Here is a 16524-nt window from a genome sequence, read left to right on the forward strand (position 1 = left end):
ATTTAGTTTATATTTTTAACTAAGGTAGAATGCTCCTTTCTTTCAAATAAGTATCTTATGACTTCAATATCATCAGTTATGCTTAAAGCTAACATTAATTTTATTCTTGCTTTCTGGCCGGGGAGATCGCCGCCAAATATAACGCCAAGTTCTCTTAAAGTTTTTCCGCCTCCGGCATACCCATAAGAGTCCAAAACTCGTCCTGTAGGACATCGTGATACCATTACTACAGGAATATTTTTATTTATACTTTTTTCTACTCCTTCCATCATCTTTGGAGGAATATTTCCTCTTCCAAGGGCTTCTAATACTATTCCTTTATATCCGGAATCTATTAAAAAGTGGAGTATGTCCGATTCCATTCCTGAAACACATTTTACAAGTCCGACTTTGGATTCAATACTTTCCGTTTGAATATGCTGTTTATATGGTATATCTCTATAAAAAATAACTTCATCATTATCTATAATTCCAAGAGGACCGAATTCGGGTGACTTAAAAGTGTCAAGAGAAAGAGTATTTGTTTTTGTTACTTCACTTGCACTGTTAACTTCATTATTCATAACTACCAATACACCCTTATTTTTTGCATCTTCAGAAGTTGCCGTACAAATTGCGGCAGAAAGATTGCTCGAACCGTCATATCCAAGTTCTGAACTGTTTCTCATAGCTCCCACCACTACTATAGGTTTTTCTGTTTTAATAGTTAAATCCAATAGGTATGCTGTTTCTTCGAGAGTATCCGTTCCGTGAGTCACAACGACACCATTGATGTCTTCACGGGAAATCGTTTTTTTAACGGTCTGAGATAATTTCATCATTATGTCAGGAGTTATATGAGGACTCGGAAGATTAGCAAAATCAATAATTTCGATTTCCGCCGCTTTTTCAATATTCGTGACCATAGATAGTATTTCCTCACTGGACAAAGCAGGAATAGCAGCATGAATACGAGGATCAATCTTCATAGAAATAGTCCCGCCTGTGAATATAATGGCTACTTTTTTTCTTTTCATAATAAAGCCTCCTAAAGTTATTTTATGTACAATTATATTTTAACATATTATACAAAAATAAATAAAATAAAAAAGGACTCCTTATTAAGGAGCCCCTACATCCACAAAGGGATGTAACATAAAACCGTTCAAAAGGGGTATTGGGAATAGAGATCTTATTTGAGGTTACCAGGGGGATAACCACTCTCATATTATAGCAAATTACGACATGGTTTGCAACATCTTTTGCTAAAAAAATTTAAAAAACTTGTAATATATTTTTACTTCTCTAATTTATCAAGATTGTATATAATATTTTTAATGTATAAATAATATAAAAAAGGTTTTAATAGAAATATTAATAAATTAATGAAACCTTTTTTGAAACCCATTTAACGGAAAGTACAAATTAAGGAAGAACATGACTTTCCTATGGGTTATAAAAAAGGCTTTAATAGAAATATTAGTAAATCAATTAAGCCTTTTTTGAAATCCATTTAAGGTCAACTGTGTATTAATGAAAAATATAACTTTTATAGGGGTTATAAAAAAGAAGATAATATGATATATAATATAAAATGGAGATTGTTTTTATAGGTTCTTTAGATATTGGAAAATTGTTGTATAAAGTAAGTTATACCATGTTATTTAATTAAATTTTATATATTGACAAAGGATAAGGTGATGATCATGGAAATTTATTTGGATAATAGCTCGACTACAAAACCAAGAGATGAAGTAATTGAAGAAATGACTTTTATGCTTAAAACTTGCTATGGGAATCCTTCTTCTCTTCATAGAATGGGGTTTGATGCAGAGAAAAAGGTAAAATGGGCAAGAAATATAATTGCCGATTTTTTAAAAATAAGAAGTGATGAATTATTTTTTACTTCCGGAGGTACAGAAAGCAATAATTTAGCAATCCAAGGGATAATAAATAAAAATTTAAGATATGGCAATCACATTATTACTTCAAAGATAGAACATCCTTCTGTGCTTGATATTTTTAAAAACTATGAGAACAGGGGGTTAAGGGTTACTTATTTGGATGTAGATAAAGACGGGATTATAGATTTAGAAGAGCTTGAAGAAAGCATAGATGATGAGACTATTCTTATAGCTCTTATGCTGGTTAATAATGAGATCGGCTCAATTGAACCGGTGGAAAAAGTAAAAAAAATTTTGACGAGAAAAAGAAGTAAAGCTTTTTTTCATGTAGATGGAATACAAGCCTTTGGGAAAATTCCATTACATTTAAAAGAATGGGGAATAGACTCTTTTTCTTTTAGCGGTCATAAAATTCATGGGCCTAAAGGAATAGGGGGATTATATCTAAATAAAAATGTAATTTTAAATCCTCTGGTTTTTGGAGGAGGACAGGAAAGAGGAATCAGATCCGGTACCGAGAATGTTCCGGGAATAGTAGGAATGGGAAAAGCAGTGGAGATATTGAATAACGAATTTTTTGAGGCAGGAGAAAAAGTGACGGAATTAAAAAAATATTTTATCGGAAGATTAAAAAATGAAATTAGTGATATAAAAATTAATAGTGGAGTTGACGAGAGATTTTCTCCGTTTATACTTAATGTTTCATTTATGGGGATAAGAGGAGAAGTTCTCCTGCATTATCTTGAAGAAAAGGGTATATATATTTCTACAGGTTCCGCTTGCTCTTCTCACAGCAAAGAAAAAAGTCATGTGTTAAAATCTATAGGCCTTAAAGACAGAGAAGTAGAAGGAACTGTGAGATTTAGCTTTTCAGCTATGAATACAAAGAAAGATTTAGATTATACTTTAGATGTACTGAAAGATTCTTTGGAAGAAATAAGACGAATAACTAAGAGGTGATGAAATGGAGAACGTGATAAGTGTAAGTTTAGGCGAGATAGCATTAAAGGGATTAAACAGAGGAAGCTTTGAGGCGGTTCTTATAAAGCAGATAAAAAAAGCAATAAAGGATTTTGAATTTTCAAATGTATATAAGGATCAGGGAAAGATATACATTGAAGCTGATGAAAGATATTTTAGTTTAATAATCAAAAGACTTACAAAAGTTTTTGGGATTGTATATATCAGCCCATGCTTAAGAGTGGAGAAGAATATTGAAAGTATAGAACAGGCTGCCAAAATAATGATGATGAAAGCAATTGATGAAAGAAAGGTAAGTACATTTAAAGTAAAGACAAATAGAGTTGATAAGGAATTTCCGATAAAATCTCCTGAGTTTTCAAGAAGGATAGGAGAGGTTTTGTTAAATACCTTTGATGATATAAAAGTAGATGTTCATAATCCTGATACATTTTTGTATATAGATATTAAAAAAGAATGTTATGTATATACTGAGAAAGTTAAGGGCTATGGAGGACTCCCTGTGGGAACAAATGGCAAAGGCCTTCTTTTGTTATCAGGAGGTATTGACAGTCCTGTAGCGGGATTTTTGATGGCGAAAAGGGGAGTCAAATTAAGTATAATTCATTATCACAGTTATCCCTTTACAAGTGAAAGGTCAGAACAGAAAGTTAAAGAATTGGCAGAGATGCTTACTCATTTTAATGGAGAAATAAAGTTTTATAGCATTAATATATTAAATATCCAGAAAGCTATTCACGAAAGTTGCCCTGAAGACGAGATGACCATTATTTCGAGGAGATTCATGATGAGGATAGCAGATATGGTAGCAGAAAAAGAAGGTTGTGATGCAATCATAACGGGAGAAAGTTTAGGACAGGTTGCAAGCCAGACCATAGATGGGATTAAGGTAACGGACAATATTGTGGATAGGCCCGTTTTTAGGCCCCTGATAGGTTTTGATAAAGTAGAGATAATTAAAATAGCGAAGGATATAGAAACTTATGAGAAATCCATAGAACCTTTTGATGATTGCTGTACCGTATTTTTACCAAAGCACCCTGTGACCAGACCTAAAATAGAAACTATTGAAGAATCCGAAAAAAAATTAAATATAGATGAATTGATTGAGGAAGCGTTAAATAAAATAACAGTAACAATTATTAAATAATGCTGTTAAAGCTAATCATTCGCATTTAGAAGATATTGTATTTTTTTATTGACATTGGTGTCATTTATGTTAAAATAAGAATAGATATTAATTAGATATTAATAATCTATGGAAAGGAGGGAATAAAAAGTTTGCCAAAAGTTGTTAATTATGAAGAAAGGAAAGCAGAGATTATAGAAAAGGCTAAGGCACTATTTATTAAAAGAGGATATTTTAATACAAACATTTCTGATATTTCTAATAGTTGTGGATTTGGCAGAACTACAATATATCAATATTTTAAAAATAAGGACGAGATATTTTATTATGCTATAAGTGAAACGTTGGAAGAAATTAAAGGTAAAGTGGAAACTATTGTAACGGATAAAGATCTTACAATTGTGGAAAAACTAAAAAAACTGGTATTTGAATTAACTAATGAATATGAATATAATCATGTATTTATTATTGTTGCGGAAATATGTGTGATATTAAAAATGCAGAATAACAAAATAGTAAATAAGATTAAAGAATATTTTCAAGAGATAATGGATTCTATTAACGACCTCATATCTCAGGGAATTGAATCAAAAGAAATTAAACCTATTGATAGTGAAGGAATGGCAGAAACAATATTTTCTTTTATCAATTCTTTTATTATCCAACAGGATTCATATAGTGACATTGATTTTAAAAAAAGATTGAGCTCCCTTAATATTTTAATTGATGGGTTAAGAGCTTAATTATGTTAAGGAGGAATTTATTGTGGTAAATGTAAAGCAAATTGTAAGTACTGCATTAATGAATGAAGGACTAAAATATATTGAAAAGGATCCTATGGCAAACTTGCCTAAACTTGTTGACTGGGCCGGAAAGATTGTCACCTTGGATAATCATAAAAAACATGTGGAAACTTTCAGGAAGATTGTAAATGATCCTACCAGTAACTGGTATAAATTAATAGAAAGATTTTTTGATGAGCTGTCGCCCAGTACCAGAAAGAAATTTTTAATAAATTATATGGTTAATTCAGGTATGGTCGGTATTCCTATTGAAAAGAAAATGCAGGAAAAATATCATTGCAATGTTCCTTGGGCAATACTTATGGATCCTACCAGTGCCTGCAATTTAAAGTGTACAGGATGCTGGGCTGCAGAATACGAAAAGACGGATTCTATGAGTTTTGATACTTTGGATAGGATAATAAATGAAGGAAAAGAACTTGGAATATATATGTATATATATTCCGGAGGAGAACCTTTAGTGAGAAAAAATGATCTGATACGTCTTGCGGAAAAACATAGCGATTGTGCTTTCCTTTCCTTTACTAATGCCACATTAGTTGATGAGGAATTTGCTAAGAAACTTGGAGAGTTAGGTAACTTTGGACTTGCAATAAGCGTAGAAGGATTTGAAAAAGAAACGGATATGAGAAGAGGAAAAGGGACATTCCAAAGTGTAATGAATGCAATGGATTTTCTTAAAAAGTATGGAGTGGTGTTTGGATTTTCGACTTGCTATCATAAATATAATGTTGACGTAGTGGGATCAAAAGAATATTTAGAGATGCTTATAGATAAGGGATGTATGTTTGGATGGTATTTTACTTATATGCCCATTGGCAAGGATGCTGTGACGGATTTGATGGCAACTGCAGAGCAGAGAGAAGAGATGTATCATAGAGTAAGAGAATTCAGGGAAACTGAGCCGATATTTGTACTTGATTTTTGGAATGACGGAGAATATGTAGGTGGATGTATTGCCGGAGGAAGAAAGTATTTCCATATAAATGCCAGAGGAGATGTAGAACCTTGTGCGTTTATTCATTATTCCAATGTAAATATAAAAGATGTTAGCCTGATAGAAGCCCTTCAGTCTCCTATATTTAAGGAATATAATGAAGGTCAGCCATTTAACGGAAATCAGTTGAGACCTTGTCCTCTACTTGATAATCCTGAAAAATTGAAAGGTATGGTTGAAAGATCCGGAGCGGTATCAACCCAGCCTCTTGATAAGGAAGATGTTTATGATTTAACCGCAAAGACAGAAAAGGCTGCGGAAAAATGGGCAGAGACTGCAGATAAATTGTGGGATGAAACGTTAATAAGGAAAGGACAAAAAAAGAATGCAGTATAAAAAAAAGCCGATGCTTATCGGCTTTTTTTATAGCTAAAAATAAATAAATGTAGTATTATATATATGATAAATGAAGGAGGATGTTAAATGAAAAAAACACCAATTATTATTGTTATAGTAGTAGCTTTAATTTTAGTATTTGGCTTTGTAAGCATATATAACAATCTTAATACATTGGAAGAAAATGTGGATAGTTCTTGGTCTCAGGTAGAGAATGTTTTAAAGAGAAGAGCAGACCTTATACCGAATTTAGTGAATACCGTAAAGGGATATGCTAATTATGAACAAGAAGTACTGACAAGTATTACCGAAGCAAGAAGTAAATTTGAAAGCGCCAATACTCCGGGAGAATATGCGGAAGCCGACGGGCAATTAAGTGCAGCTGTAACCAAGCTGTATGCGGTAGCAGAAAATTATCCCGATCTTAAGGCAAGCAAAAATTTCTCTGATCTTCAATATGAGCTTTCAGGTACTGAAAATAGAATTGCGACGGAGAGAAGAAGATACAATGAAGCGGTACAAAGCTATAACTCCACTATAAGAAAATTTCCGACTAACATAGTTGCTAAGTTATTCGGTTTTGAGAAGAAAGCATATTTTGAAATAGATGCAAAGGATGCGGAAGTGCCGGATGTAAACTTTTAATGGGAGGATCTAAATGAAAAAAAGTGTTAAGGGCTTAATTGTATTATTTTTAATACTTTTAATAGGAACCAATATATCCTTTGCCGAAAAATTAAACCTTCCGGAAGCATCTCAAAATTTTTATGTCTATGATGAAGGCAATATATTAGACGCAGATGGAACTGACTACATTGTTTCTGTTAATGAAAATCTTTACAGAAAAACAGGTGCACAGGTTGTAGTCGCAATAGTTAATACCACAGGAGATACGGATATAAAAGAATATGCCAATAGACTATTCGAGAAATGGGAAATTGGAAGTAAGGAATATGATAATGGTATTTTGATTCTCATGGATTTGGAGAACAGAGAATTATGGATAGAAGTAGGATATGGTCTTGAAGGGCCTCTTCCTGACAGTAAAGTAGGAAGGATTATCGAAGATGAAATGATTCCTTCTTTTAAAGAGAATCAATATGAAAAGGGCATATTAAACGGTTTTAATTCCATTATTACCGTTATTGAAGATGAATACAATGTGGATGTCGGAAGAGAAAATGTTAATCAAAATATATATGAAAATTATTCTGAGAAAAATTTTTTTGGAGTAGGTAATATACTCCCTAAGATTTTAATCGTTATAGGAGTGATCGTCTTTCTGTTTATAGATTTTACCTTTTTCCACGGCTGGCTTACTTTCTTTATTTTAAGGAATATAGGCCGAGGCGGAAATGGAAGAGGTGGAGGAGACAGGGGCGGCGGCGGTTCTTCCGGAGGCGGGGGAGCCGGAGGAAGATGGTAAAAATAAAATCGGTATGATAAATACCGATTTTATTTTTTTGTGAAGAAAAAGATTTTTACACGAATTATTATTTATTAAATAAAAAATTTGCATATATTAAACAAAAAAATATATGGTTATACCTGTTTTATAGTATATTACTTTAATACAAGATAAAAAAGATACTCAAAAAACTATTGACTTTTTAGTAGCTTTTTTATTATAATAAACTGGTTAAAAGAATAGTTTAGTAATGATAAACAAATAATTTAATATATAGAGCAAACGTTAGAACGTTAGGAGGGAAAATGTGAAAATCGGAGATAAGATTAAACGTCTCAGAATTAAGAATTCTCTTACTCAAGAAGAATTGGCAGAGCGGTGTGAAATTACAAAAGGTTTTATTTCACAGGTAGAAAGAGACTTAACTTCTCCATCTATTGCTACTTTAGTTGATATACTTGATGGTTTGGGAACTAATCTAAAAGATTTTTTTAATGAAACCGAAGATGAAAAGATAGTGTTTTCGCAAGATGATGCCTTTGTTACTGAAAATGAAGAATATAAATATATTCTCAAATGGGTAGTTCCAAATGCTCAAAAGAATTTAATGGAACCCATTTTTGTTGAAATTCAGCCGGGCGGAAGCACAAAGGAAGATTCGCCTCATGAAGGAGAGGAATTTGGGTTTGTGATATCAGGTCATGTATTTATTCATATTGGAAATGAAAAGTATAAGCTAAAGAAAGGAGAAAGCTTTTATTTTAAGGCTAATTCTAATCACTATATTTCCAATGAGGGGAAACATGTTGCCAAGCTTATTTGGGTTAGTACTCCCCCCAGCTTTTAATATATAGAAGAGGTGATTGACTTGGAGAAAAACTGGATTATTGATTTAGTTGGCGTTTCTAAGAGATTTGGTGAATCGGAGGCTTTAAAGGATATTAACTTATATGTGAGAAGAAATGAATTTTTGACTCTTTTAGGTCCCAGTGGATGTGGAAAGACAACAACTCTTAGAATAATCGGAGGGTTTGAGCATCCCACTAGGGGAAAGGTTATATTTGAAGAAAAGGACATCACAGATATACCTCCTTATCAAAGACAAATAAATACGGTTTTTCAAAAGTATGCATTATTTCCTCACTTAAATGTGTTTGAAAATATAGCCTTTGGGCTAAAGATTAAGAAAATCAGCAAATCGGAAATAAGAGATAGTGTGAGTTACATGTTAAAATTAGTAAATTTAGAGGGCTTTGAAAAGAGGCCCATCGAATCTTTAAGCGGAGGACAACAGCAGAGGGTGGCAATTGCCAGAGCTTTAGTTAACAAGCCTAAGGTGTTGCTCTTGGATGAACCCTTGGGAGCTCTGGATCTGAAGCTCAGGAAGGGAATGCAATTAGAACTGAAAAAGATGCAGAAGAGGGTAGGAATAACCTTTATATATGTAACTCATGATCAGGAAGAAGCTCTTACAATGTCAGACACAGTCGTAGTAATGGACAAGGGCAAGATTCAGCAGATAGGGACCCCTGTTGATATATATAATGAACCTAAGAATATCTTTGTAGCCAATTTTATCGGGGAGAGCAATGTAATAGACGGCATTATGCATGATGATTTTATAGTGGAAATTCAAGGGGTTGTGTTTGATTGCGTAGATAAGGGATTTGATAAAGACGAAGCGGTAGATGTAGTTATAAGACCTGAAGATATTGAAATAGTATCAGCGGAGGAAGGACAATTAAAGGGGAAAATTACCTCCGTGACTTTTAAAGGAGTACATTATGAAATGATTGCTGAAAGTGGAAATTTTTCATGGAAGATTCAAAGTACCGTTATGAAACCTGTTGATGCGGAAATAGGGATGAAAATAATTCCGGAAAATATACATATTATGAAGAAGGTGAAAAATAATTGAAAAACAAAGGGTTATCATATCTTTATATTTTTTGGATGATAATGTTTACGATAATTCCTCTGCTTCTTATTCTGTTATTTAGCTTTACTTCAGGTGATATACAAAATATAACCGAGCTTAAATTCACTCTTACAAATTATAAAAGATTCTTTGATCCTGTATATATAAAAATATTGTTAAAATCCATAAATTTAGCATTGAGGTCTACTGTTATTTGTTTGATTTTGGGATATCCTATAGCATTGATTATCTCAAGAGAAAATATAAAGAAAAGAAATGCAATGATTCTTCTATTTGTACTTCCTATGTGGATGAATTTTCTCTTGAGAACTTACGCATGGAGAGCTATTTTAGGTAAAAACGGATTTATCAATTATATAATTCAAATGCTGGGATTTTCATCCGCAAATCTGATATACAATGACGGAGCTGTTATCTTGGGAATGATATATAATTTTTTGCCCTTTATGGTTCTTCCTATTTATTCCGTACTTATAAAAATAGATAACAATTTAATTGAAGCGGCAGAGGACCTTGGAGCCAATAAACTTAAAACTTTTTTAGGAGTTACCTTTCCTTTAAGCGTATCGGGAATAATGTCCGGAGTAACTATGGTATTTATGCCGGCTGTCAGTACATTTGTAATATCAAGACTTCTGGGGGGAGGACAATATATGCTTATAGGGAATTTGATAGAGCAGCAGTTTTTATGGGTTGGAGACTGGAACTTTGGTTCGGCAATTTCCATTATAATGATGCTTATAATATTACTATCGATGGGATTGACAGCTGTATTTGACAAAAATAAAGATAAAGAAGGAGGGAGCTTATGGTAGAAAAGACACTGAAAAAATTTTATGTATTCTTGATATTTGTATTTTTGTATGCTCCCATTATAATACTCATAATATTTTCTTTTAATAATTCCAAAACTTTAAGTAAATGGGATGGTTTTACTTTTAAGTGGTATTTGGAGTTATTCAAAGATGATGAAATAATGAGATCTTTATACTATACAATTGTAATTGCATGTCTTTCATCGGTGATTTCTACACTAATAGGGATATTTGCAGCTTTGAGTATACATAATATGAAAGGATTTAAAAAGAAAATTATCTTAAATATAAATTATTTGCCTGTTTTAAATCCAGATATAGTTACGGCCATATCCTTTATGACTTTATTTAAGTTTATGAGTATGAATTTTGGATTTATGACTATGCTTTTATCTCATATAGCCTTTAATGTTCCTTATGTAGTATTATCAATACTTCCTAAACTGAAACATATGAATAAATATTTAGAGGAGGCAGCAATGGATTTGGGGGCGACTCCTTTGTACGCTTTGAGAAAGGTTATAATTCCCGAAATAATGCCGGGGATTATAACAGGAGGGCTTTTGGCATTTACTTTATCTATTGACGATTTTGTTATCAGTTTTTTTAATACCGGTAACGGCGTTACTAATTTGAGCATTACCGTATATTCCATGGCAAGGAGGGGTATAAAGCCAGAGTTAAACGCACTTTCAACAATAATGTTTTCAACTGTTCTTATACTCCTTTTATTGATAAATAAAAGAAATTCAAAGGAAGATGGAGGTGGGTTAATGTGAGCAAGATAGTAAGAAAATTTGTATTTGTTGCCATAATAGTTTTTGTGACTTTAGTAAGTGTTTCCTGTAAGAAAGATGATAAAGTTGTACTCAATGTTTATAACTGGGGAGATTATATTGATCCCGATACAATTGATGAATTTGAAAAGGAATTCAATATTGACGTTAATTATGATACCTTTTCTACCAATGAAGATATGTATGTAAAGATCAAATCCGGAGGAGGAAATTATGATGTGCTGTTTCCTTCGGACTATATGATTGAAAAGATGATTAAAGAAGATATGCTTTTGGAATTAGACATGAATAATATTCCCAACTATAAAAATATAGATGATAAATTTAAAAATTTAGATTTTGATCCGAAAAATGAATATTCAGTTCCTTATATGTGGGGGACCCTGGGAATTATATATAATAAAAAGTTTGTCAATGAAAAAATTGACAGTTGGAATGCTTTATGGGATGAAAAGTATAAAGGTCAAATACTTATGCTTTTCAGTCAAAGGGATTCTCTGACGGCTGCATTTAGAAGGCTTGGCTATTCTATAAATACCAAAAATCCCGAAGAACTTTTAAAGGCTAAAGATGAACTTATAAAGCAGAAACCCTTGGTGTATGCATACGTAGGAGATGAAGTCAAAGACCTGATGATTGGAGAAGAAGCAAATTTAGCAATTGTTTGGTCTGGGGATGCGGCATATATGATAAAAGAAAATAAAAATTTGGAATATGTAGTACCTAAAGAGGGTTCCAATTTGTGGTTTGATAATGTTGTAATACCTAAAGGAAGCGAACATAAGAAAGAGGCGGAAGAATTTATAGATTTTTTGTGTAGAGGGGATATAGCAGCAAAGAATGCCGAATATATCGGGTATTCTTCTCCAAATAAAGAGGGGGTGAAACTTTTACCTAAAGATATTCAAAATGATAAAGTAGCATATCCGGATGAAGAAACTATAAATAATTGTGAAATATTCACGGATCTCGGGGATTTTGTTAAAGAATATGACAGAATCTGGACTGAAATTATAGGTGACTAAATATATAAAAGACTTAAAAAGACGAGTAAAAAATAACAGCCGTTATTTTTTACTCGTCTTTTCTTTTAATTTTATGGTATGATTGAATTATGTTAAACAACTATTAAGAGAGTAAATAACGAGGGGGATAAGTTTATGAATGAAAAATATAAGTATTTAATAATAGGAAACGGAATCTCATGTTTGTCGGCAATAAGAGAAATAAGGAAGAATGATAAAGAGGGAACTATTGCTGTGATCTCAAAAGAACCATATCTTACATATTACAGAATTAAACTGACAGAATGTATAAGCAAAGATTTTAAAGATGAAGAACTTCTTGTCAATAAACAAGAATGGTATGATGAAAGGAAAGTGAAGGTTGTATTAAATAAAATTGCAAAGAAAATCAATGTAACTGAGTCGAGCATAGAATTAGACGACGGAATGGAAATTTTTTATGAAAAGCTGTTGTTAGCTGTGGGAAGCAGTCCTTTTTTCCCTCCGATAATCCGAAAGTGTGAAGATGGAGTTTTCGCTTTGAGGACAATAGAAGATCTAAGGCATATTAAGGAATATTTTAATCATTGTAAAAGTATTACTGTTATAGGAGGAGGACTTTTAGGTTTGGAAGCAGCATGGTCAATAAAAAATTTACAGAAAGAAGTAAACGTAATAGAGTTTTCTCCTTTTTTGCTTCCTAATCAATTAGATGAAGAGATATCTCGAAAGTTAGAAAGAAAATTATTTGATATGGGCATCAATATATATTTAAATTCCTCTTGCGAAGAGATACTTGGAGAAGACGAGGTCAATGGGATTAAGTTAAAGAATAACGGAGAAATACATACGGACGCAGTGTTGTTTTCAACGGGGGTAAGATCTAATCTGGGTTTGGTAAAGGAAACCGATATAGATTTTGACAGAGGTATAAAAGTTGATAGCCATATGAGAACAAATTTAAAAAATATTTATGCCGCAGGAGATGCAGCACAAGTAGATGGAAAGGTGTTGGCTCTTTGGAGTGCCGGAAATGAGCAAGGAAAAGTTGCGGGGGCCAATATGTCGGGAGGAGAGAGAGAATATACTTCGGCGATTCCTTATACTACATTGGAGATAGGAGATGTTTCTTTATTTTCGGCAGGGAACATAAAAATTTATGATGATTTGTATGAATTTAGGGACGAAAATAACGGTATTCATCATAAACTTTTTTCATGTGACGGAAAAATAACAGGAGTTATTTTATTTGGAGATATAAAGGGAATGAATAAATTTAGGAAAGCTGTTATAGATAAGGAAAATATTAAAAAATTCTTAGAAGATAATGTTGGTTTCAGAAAAATATAAAATTTGAAATTTAATATATTTTATTATATGTTAAAGGAAAGGAATAAATAATATGAAATATATAGAAAACAATTCGAATGATCCTCATTATAATCTTGCTTTAGAAGAATATATATTTAAAAATTTAGATATAAATGAGGACTATGTAATATTATGGATAAATGAGCCATCTATTATTGTAGGAAAAAATCAAAATACCATTGAAGAAATAAATATGGATTTTGTTAGGAAAAACAACATCAATGTAGTAAGAAGGATAACGGGAGGAGGAGCGGTATATCACGATTTCGGAAATTTAAACTTTTCTATTATTACCAAATCCGGACCTTTGGAAAAAATTGATTTCAAAAAATATAATATTCCCATAGTAAATGCGTTAAAAAGAATTGGAATTCAATGTGAGCTTTCAGGAAGAAACGATATCACTATAAATGGGAAAAAATTTTCTGGAATAGCACAAAGTATAATAAAAGGCAGGGTGCTGAATCATGGTACTTTACTTTTTGATTCTCAGTTGGATGTTTTGACAAAGGCTTTAAATGTAAGAGCCGAAAAGATAGAGTCTAAAGGAATTAAATCCGTAAGAAAACGCGTGACAAATATAAGTCCCTATATGAAGGAAAAAATAACTATCTTTAAATTCAGAGAAATTCTTCTTAATTATATATTTGAAGCGGAAGGGCAGCCTGTGGAAATATATAGCCTTACTGAAGATGAAAAGAAGGGTATTCAAAAACTGGCAGATGAAAAATACAACACATGGGATTGGAATTTTGGACGATCCCCTGAATTCAATTTTAAAAATTATAAGAAATTTGATGCTGGTTTTGTTGAAGTCTCTCTTCATGCGGTGGACGGAAAAATTCAAAATATTAAAATATACGGAGACTTTTTTGGAACGGAAGATATAGAAAAACTGGAAAATATGCTTATAGGTTTAAAATATGATGAATACGAAGTAAAAGAAAGGTTGAAAGATGTTGAGATAAATAATTTCTTAGGAAATATATCAAAAGATAACTTCATCTCTTGTATTTTTGATTAAACAAAGGAATGCTAATCATGTTTTGTTTGAGGTGATAATTTGAAATTGGTTTGTTTGGGCGATAGTATAACTTATGGTTACAGAGTAAGGAGAAAGGAATCCTGGGTATCATTATTATCTGAAAGATCAGGCATCTCTGTTGTTAATAAAGGGATTGTGGGAGATACCACTTCAGGCATGCTGTCAAGGTTGGAAAGAGATGTTTTAAGAGAAAAGCCCACTCATGTGATGATAATGGGAGGAAGCAATGATTTTGTCTGTGAAATGCCTATTTCGATTGTTAAGTCTAACATTTTTTCTATGGTCTATCAATCATATCATTATGGAATATTGCCCTTATTGGGCATACCCATTCCAATGATTGCAGAAGAGGCAAAGAAATTCTTCCAATTTAGTGATGACTTTGAAAAAATCAATTCAAATATAGAAGAATATAGAAATTGGCTGATAAATTTTTCTTCTTTGTCCCAATGTAAATATTTAGACCTTTATAGTATTTTTATTGACAGCAAAACTGAGAGTCTGAAAAGGGATCTGTATATCGACGGCATACATCCGACTAAGGAGGGAAATTTGAAAATTTCCGATTATATAATGTCCGTTTTGAAACTGTAGAGTTTTATTTTAATATTTGCTTCTGAATATATTTGGACTTTGAATACAAGGAAAGGTGGCTAATATGATCGAAATATCTTATGAGCAATATATCAGGGAAGTGGAATTATTAAGCTCCAATATCATTTCGTATAATGAATATCCCTTTAATTTACCGGCAGTTAGGAACTTATCGGTTCTTAGTTTTCATCCTAATGTAACGTTTATTGTCGGAGAAAATGGAAGCGGTAAGTCCACCTTGTTAGAAGCAATAGGTGTTGCTTACGGATTTAATCCTGAAGGAGGAACGAAAAATTTTAATTTTTCTACTGCAGATACTCATTCAGGATTATATAAATATATAAAAATTGTTAAGGGAGTTAAAAAACCTAAGGACGGATTCTTTTTACGGGCAGAAAGCTTTTATAATGTAGCAACGAATGTCGATGAATTGGAGAAAATAGATCCGGGACTAATTGATTATTATGGAGGGCGTTCTTTGCACAGACAATCTCACGGCGAATCCTTTATGGCATTGTTGATGAACCGTTTCAGAGGTAATGGAATTTATATATTAGATGAGCCGGAGGCAGCATTATCTCCAACAAGGCAAATGGCTTTAATTTCGAGAATGCATCAATTGGTAAAAGAGAACTCCCAATTTATTATAGCTACTCATTCGCCAATTATTATGGCATATCCTAATGCCAAAATATATAATATTGATTTTAATTATAAAGAAGAAAAATATACTGATACGGATCATTATAAAGTTACAAAGGAATTTCTTAATAATACATCAAAGATGCTGAATATACTGTTAAATTGAGAATATAGTAAGAGTTATAAAATGATATCCGTGATTTATATTTTGGAAGGGAAGTAGTAAAGAGGCCTATGATGATACAACATATTGATTTTAGTATATTAAATTTTATTCAATTTTATCTTCATTCTGATTTTTTGGATCATGTAATGATTGGAATTTCCAGACTTGGGAATGGGGGAGCTATAAGCTATTCCTTCCCGTCAGGCCATGCAGGGTCGTCTTTTGCTGTGGCAACGGTGATAAAATTCATTAATAAAAAATTGCTACATTTGTAATAATATTTTCAATACTTATGGCATTTTCGAGGTTATATTTGTATGTTCATTTTCCGTCAGATGTTATTGCCGGAATATTGATTGGTATATCATGCGGTCTATTAGCGATAAAAATATATGATAAGTTTTATAATTTCATAAAGATGCAGAAATTATAAATATAACATTTTGTTCACCATATGCATACTTTAATAAAGAACCTATAAATAAAAAAGGCTTCTATTAAAACACCAATAAGCTAAGGAAGCCTTTTTTGGAACCCATTTAAGGTCAAGTATGAATTAAGGGAAATAGGGGCTTTTCCTATGGGTTATGAAAAAAGGGGAATTAGGAGGTATG

The 16524-nt window shown here is 32.2% G+C and carries 18 protein-coding genes; 17 read left to right on the top strand and 1 reads right to left on the bottom strand.

Annotated elements, in window-relative coordinates; all coding sequences use genetic code 11:
- Positions 1–2: 2 nt before the first annotated feature.
- Positions 3–1016 carry an asparaginase gene (locus PP176A_RS13240; RefSeq protein WP_071140949.1) on the bottom strand — a complete coding sequence of 338 codons (1014 nt, stop codon included), beginning with the start codon at positions 1014–1016 and terminating at the stop codon, positions 3–5.
- A gap of 669 nt (positions 1017–1685) precedes the next feature.
- Between PP176A_RS13240 and PP176A_RS13245 the strand changes: the two genes are divergently transcribed.
- The 17 genes from PP176A_RS13245 (at position 1686) to PP176A_RS16775 (ending at position 16343) form a co-directional block, all read left to right on the top strand.
- Positions 1686–2843, top strand: a complete 1158-nt coding sequence (locus PP176A_RS13245; protein ID WP_071140950.1) for a cysteine desulfurase family protein — start codon at positions 1686–1688, stop codon at positions 2841–2843.
- Positions 2844–2847: 4 nt separating this feature from the next.
- A complete protein-coding gene (gene thiI, locus PP176A_RS13250) occupies positions 2848–4014 on the top strand; it encodes a tRNA uracil 4-sulfurtransferase ThiI (RefSeq protein WP_071140951.1) in 1167 nt (388 codons plus the stop codon).
- Positions 4015–4145: 131 nt separating this feature from the next.
- Complete coding sequence (locus tag PP176A_RS13255) at positions 4146–4736, top strand: TetR/AcrR family transcriptional regulator (protein WP_071140952.1); 591 nt, start codon at positions 4146–4148, stop codon at positions 4734–4736.
- A gap of 22 nt (positions 4737–4758) precedes the next feature.
- Positions 4759–6129, top strand: a complete 1371-nt coding sequence (locus PP176A_RS13260; protein ID WP_071140953.1) for a radical SAM protein — start codon at positions 4759–4761, stop codon at positions 6127–6129.
- An 87-nt stretch (positions 6130–6216) separates the two neighbouring features.
- Positions 6217–6774, top strand: coding sequence for a LemA family protein (locus tag PP176A_RS13265; RefSeq protein WP_071140954.1), 558 nt, complete (start codon positions 6217–6219; stop codon positions 6772–6774).
- A 13-nt stretch (positions 6775–6787) separates the two neighbouring features.
- Positions 6788–7555, top strand: coding sequence for a TPM domain-containing protein (locus PP176A_RS13270; protein WP_071140955.1), 768 nt, complete (start codon positions 6788–6790; stop codon positions 7553–7555).
- Between the two features lie 289 nt (positions 7556–7844).
- Positions 7845–8384, top strand: coding sequence for a helix-turn-helix domain-containing protein (locus PP176A_RS13275; RefSeq protein WP_071140956.1), 540 nt, complete (start codon positions 7845–7847; stop codon positions 8382–8384).
- Positions 8385–8405: 21 nt separating this feature from the next.
- Entirely contained in the window at positions 8406–9455 is a 1050-nt protein-coding gene (gene potA / locus PP176A_RS13280; RefSeq protein WP_071140957.1) for a spermidine/putrescine ABC transporter ATP-binding protein, read from the top strand.
- Positions 9452–10291, top strand: a complete 840-nt coding sequence (locus PP176A_RS13285) for an ABC transporter permease (protein ID WP_071140958.1) — start codon at positions 9452–9454, stop codon at positions 10289–10291. Before potA ends, PP176A_RS13285 begins: the two co-directional genes overlap by 4 nt.
- The gene (locus tag PP176A_RS13290; protein ID WP_071140959.1) at positions 10285–11070 is read left to right on the top strand and encodes an ABC transporter permease; all 786 of its coding nucleotides are present in this window, start codon (positions 10285–10287) and stop codon (positions 11068–11070) included. Before PP176A_RS13285 ends, PP176A_RS13290 begins: the two co-directional genes overlap by 7 nt.
- Positions 11067–12113: an ABC transporter substrate-binding protein gene (locus PP176A_RS13295; protein WP_071140960.1), complete on the top strand. Its 1047-nt coding sequence runs from the start codon at positions 11067–11069 to the stop codon at positions 12111–12113. Before PP176A_RS13290 ends, PP176A_RS13295 begins: the two co-directional genes overlap by 4 nt.
- A gap of 135 nt (positions 12114–12248) precedes the next feature.
- Complete coding sequence (locus tag PP176A_RS13300; protein ID WP_071140961.1) at positions 12249–13442, top strand: NAD(P)/FAD-dependent oxidoreductase; 1194 nt, start codon at positions 12249–12251, stop codon at positions 13440–13442.
- 52 nt (positions 13443–13494) lie between these two features.
- A complete protein-coding gene (locus PP176A_RS13305; RefSeq protein ID WP_071140962.1) occupies positions 13495–14487 on the top strand; it encodes a lipoate--protein ligase in 993 nt (330 codons plus the stop codon).
- 39 nt (positions 14488–14526) lie between these two features.
- Entirely contained in the window at positions 14527–15102 is a 576-nt protein-coding gene (locus PP176A_RS13310) for an SGNH/GDSL hydrolase family protein (RefSeq protein ID WP_071140963.1), read from the top strand.
- A gap of 64 nt (positions 15103–15166) precedes the next feature.
- On the top strand, positions 15167–15910 hold the full coding sequence (locus PP176A_RS13315) for an AAA family ATPase (RefSeq protein WP_071140964.1): 744 nt from the start codon (positions 15167–15169) through the stop codon (positions 15908–15910).
- Between the two features lie 71 nt (positions 15911–15981).
- The gene (locus PP176A_RS16540; protein ID WP_071140965.1) at positions 15982–16185 is read left to right on the top strand and encodes a hypothetical protein; all 204 of its coding nucleotides are present in this window, start codon (positions 15982–15984) and stop codon (positions 16183–16185) included.
- 17 nt (positions 16186–16202) lie between these two features.
- Positions 16203–16343 (top strand): phosphatase PAP2 family protein, encoded by a 141-nt coding sequence (locus PP176A_RS16775; RefSeq protein WP_234958942.1) that lies wholly within the window; start codon positions 16203–16205, stop codon positions 16341–16343.
- Positions 16344–16524: the final 181 nt, after the last annotated feature.

The sequence above is a fragment of the Sporanaerobacter sp. PP17-6a genome (genome assembly GCF_900095615.1).
GTDB classification, from domain to species: Bacteria; Bacillota; Clostridia; order Tissierellales; family Acidilutibacteraceae; genus Acidilutibacter; species Acidilutibacter cellobiosedens.

Excerpts from the sequence above, each read along its gene's own strand:
- PP176A_RS13270 (WP_071140955.1), top strand. The coding sequence starts at position 6,788 with ATGAAAAAAAGTGTTAAGGGCTTAATTGTATTATTTTTAATACTTTTA.
- PP176A_RS13305 (WP_071140962.1), top strand. The coding sequence starts at position 13,495 with ATGAAATATATAGAAAACAATTCGAATGATCCTCATTATAATCTTGCT.
- PP176A_RS16540 (WP_071140965.1), top strand. The coding sequence starts at position 15,982 with ATGATACAACATATTGATTTTAGTATATTAAATTTTATTCAATTTTAT.
- thiI (WP_071140951.1), top strand. The coding sequence starts at position 2,848 with ATGGAGAACGTGATAAGTGTAAGTTTAGGCGAGATAGCATTAAAGGGA.
- PP176A_RS13240 (WP_071140949.1), bottom strand. The coding sequence starts at position 1,016 with ATGAAAAGAAAAAAAGTAGCCATTATATTCACAGGCGGGACTATTTCT.
- PP176A_RS13300 (WP_071140961.1), top strand. The coding sequence starts at position 12,249 with ATGAATGAAAAATATAAGTATTTAATAATAGGAAACGGAATCTCATGT.
- PP176A_RS13315 (WP_071140964.1), top strand. The coding sequence starts at position 15,167 with ATGATCGAAATATCTTATGAGCAATATATCAGGGAAGTGGAATTATTA.
- PP176A_RS13290 (WP_071140959.1), top strand. The coding sequence starts at position 10,285 with ATGGTAGAAAAGACACTGAAAAAATTTTATGTATTCTTGATATTTGTA.
- PP176A_RS16775 (WP_234958942.1), top strand. The coding sequence starts at position 16,203 with ATGGCATTTTCGAGGTTATATTTGTATGTTCATTTTCCGTCAGATGTT.
- PP176A_RS13265 (WP_071140954.1), top strand. The coding sequence starts at position 6,217 with ATGAAAAAAACACCAATTATTATTGTTATAGTAGTAGCTTTAATTTTA.
- PP176A_RS13245 (WP_071140950.1), top strand. The coding sequence starts at position 1,686 with ATGGAAATTTATTTGGATAATAGCTCGACTACAAAACCAAGAGATGAA.